This is a genomic window from Ruegeria atlantica, from assembly GCF_013033965.1.
Taxonomy (GTDB): domain Bacteria; phylum Pseudomonadota; class Alphaproteobacteria; order Rhodobacterales; family Rhodobacteraceae; genus Ruegeria; species Ruegeria atlantica_D.
The window spans coordinates 1-2,800 of record NZ_WQFE01000037.1; the positions used below are offsets into that span (position 1 = coordinate 1).

The following is a 2,800-nucleotide window of genomic DNA, read 5'->3' on the forward strand; positions in this document are numbered from 1 at the left end:
TACAGGCCGATGATGCACTAACAATCAACGTGGACCAGTCAGATGAGGCTGCTCAAAGAAATTATATATTAAATCTAAACCGTATCTGTTCCTGATTTATTAATCAGTTCATAAATGAGTGCAGTTACCTCCATTAACTGATCCTCAATCCCCTCTAATCTTGCCTCAATTGCAGAAATTCTAGCCTCCATAGCATCCCTCCTAGCTTCAGAAGCCCTGCTCCTCGCCTCTATTGCCTTAATTCTCATCCTGTTAGAAGAAACATTACTTCCATTATCTACATCATGCATTTTTTTAATCGATTCGTTCGACATGAATTACCTCTTTTTCTATCGGGTACATTTTTTGAAGTGTATCTTCAACACACCCATTCCCAATATTGGAATATAGATCGAAGCCTTAACAATTTGGAGCAGTGATCCATTCCTCATAAATGCCCTTACTATCAAATTTAGCATTTGATCTCAGAATCTGATGAAGAGGATTTGAGGTCTGGACCGGCTTTGTTGCACAAATCAGGGTTTGATTGCACTTCCCCTTTCCCTGACCGGACGTAGCCTACGGGCTCTGTGACGGGTATGCCAAGAGCAGTGTAGCGATTGAGCACGGCAACGCGAACCTGGATCTCTGCGACCTGTCGTTCGAAGTTGCGCCATGAGGCTTTACCCCAATAGCTTCACACAATGCATCTTGGTCTCGACGCGGCTTCGGCGGTGGTATCTACTCCACCGTTGCCAAATGGCGCGGCCTAGGTATTGCGAGGCGTTGACTGCTTGGTTCCGAACGATAGCCCCGGCGCTGGTGAGTTTCCACGGCTTGGCGTTCTTGCGCGGCGGAATGACGGCCTGGGTATTCCGGGCAGCTATAGAATCATGGCATTTACGTGTATCATAGGCCCCATCTGCGGTCACCGAACTGATGTCCTGATCGGGCGGGATTTGATTGAGCAGATCTGGCAGTATGGGTGCGTCACCGATGTTGCTGCTGGTGACTGCGACCGCGCGAACTTCCAGTGTTTCCTCGTCAATCCCTATGTGGATCTTGCGCCAAAGACGTCGTCTGGGTCCACCATGCTTGCGGGCGTTCCACTCGCCTTCACCCTCAGCCTTGATGCACGTGTTATCGATCAACAGGTTTAAAGGGCCGGTTCTCCAGCGATACGGAAGGCTGACGTTTAGCGTTTTCTGGCGGCGGCACAGCGTACTGAAGTCCGGCACAACCCAGTCCAGTCCAACCAGCCGCAACAGGCTTTGTACAAAGCCGGTGGTTTGTCGCAACGGCATTCCAAACAGCACCTTGAAGGTCACACAAGTTTGGATCGCGGCATCGCTGAAACAGCACTGGCGGCCACGCTTTCCTGTTGGTGGTGGCGCCCATTCGAACTCGGGATCAAACCAGATCGACAGTGATCCACGCTGCTTTAGCGCGGTGTTGTACGAAGACCAGTTCCTGGTCTTGTACTTCGTAGGGGATCAACTGCTCATGCCCCTCAGCTATCACGCTGGATTCACACAGTGAATCCCACCAGCCGATTTGTGCAACAAAGCCGCCACCGGTAATAGGCTTGTTCGGCAACGCCAATCTGTCTGATCGCATCAAGGCGGGACATGCCTTGCCCCATCAGAACTTCAACCTGCCGTAACTGCGAGACAATCTCTTCGGGCTTTGGTCTCTTGTTTGCCATTCTTGGTCCTCCGTTTCCTTAGCATAACAGTGGACCAGTTCAGTTGGGGAGGTCAAATTTCTATAGTATGTGATATAGTTGCTAGCAAATCATATTTATTGAATTCCGCCGCAACTTGGCTTGCAACTTCTTTTATCTTGGCTGTAATGTCGCCGTTGCTCGACTTGCACGAAAATGATAGCGCCCCATAAATATTTCCGTTAAACTTCAATCCTATTGAAACACTGCCGTCAAATGGACAGACATAAAATTTGGTGTTTTCTATTTGCTTTCTGCACTCATTAATTCTTTCAAGCAAAATGACATTATTCCAATGAGAATAATCTCTGTCCGCTTGTATGAAATCAGTTATTTTCCTGATCGATGGATTACAGCAGAATCCCGTCAAAGCATTAGCGCTAAATAGTGGGAATATCTCATTGTCATCTACGAGAATTCCACTTCTATCCTCAACTAATCGGTATGATTTTTTTGAGATGAATATTCCGAACTCGAAGATACAGTCTTTTTGGAATTTAACGCCTAAATTAGATATTATTTGGTTTACAATATCCGTCTCAACCATCGAAACGGCACCAACTGAAAGAGCGTTATCAACGACCGACGATGCTATATAGCTATGCCGATTCAAGGCTCGCCTTATCCAGCCGGAGGTTTCTAATTGTTTAATCGCGCGATACGTTGCTGATCGAGAATACGAAGTCGACGAATGCAATTCATCGAGAGTAATAGGACCTTTTTTTAGGATAGCTTCGAAAATTTCTAGAAGCTTCGGTTTATTTCTACTGGTTGCGGGGGACTCATCTGCTCTCAATTTTGGCTGCAAAGCCTCGATAAATATTTTTTTCTCACTCTTCATCTATCTGCACTTCTTGCGTCGTATCTTACCCTAAGTAAACTACACCACTATTTTCGTGGTGAGGATTTTTGCATTCCGAATTATGGAATGCCGTCGGCAGAGGTCCTCGTTGGGTTCCGGACTCATTGATTTACAGCCAGAACAGGAGTGGAGCAGCAAGCGCGATGGCCGAGAGGAATACTGAGCAGCCTCATCTGACTGGTCCACGTTGATTGTTGGTGCATCATCGGCCTGTAATCCATCGGGATGATGGTTTC

Annotated in this window: 2 protein-coding genes and 2 pseudogenes; all 4 read right to left on the bottom strand. The window is 47.2% G+C overall.

Translation table 11 applies throughout. From position 1 onward, the window contains the following. Positions 1-74: 74 nt before the first annotated feature. A complete protein-coding gene (locus tag GOW16_RS22540) occupies positions 75-314 on the bottom strand; it encodes a hypothetical protein (protein WP_170419799.1) in 240 nt (79 codons plus the stop codon). A 137-nt stretch (positions 315-451) separates the two neighbouring features. Next, positions 452-1,472: pseudogene (locus GOW16_RS22545) on the bottom strand (IS5 family transposase); the annotation flags it as partial. A 74-nt stretch (positions 1,473-1,546) separates the two neighbouring features. Continuing rightward, positions 1,547-1,684 (bottom strand): annotated as a pseudogene (locus tag GOW16_RS22550) (IS3 family transposase); the annotation flags it as partial. A 52-nt stretch (positions 1,685-1,736) separates the two neighbouring features. Further along, positions 1,737-2,543 carry a helix-turn-helix domain-containing protein gene (locus tag GOW16_RS22555; RefSeq protein WP_170419803.1) on the bottom strand — a complete coding sequence of 269 codons (807 nt, stop codon included), beginning with the start codon at positions 2,541-2,543 and terminating at the stop codon, positions 1,737-1,739. Positions 2,544-2,800 lie beyond the last annotated feature (257 nt).

Excerpts from the sequence above, each read along its gene's own strand:
- GOW16_RS22540 (WP_170419799.1), bottom strand. The coding sequence starts at position 314 with ATGTCGAACGAATCGATTAAAAAAATGCATGATGTAGATAATGGAAGT.
- GOW16_RS22555 (WP_170419803.1), bottom strand. The coding sequence starts at position 2,543 with ATGAAGAGTGAGAAAAAAATATTTATCGAGGCTTTGCAGCCAAAATTG.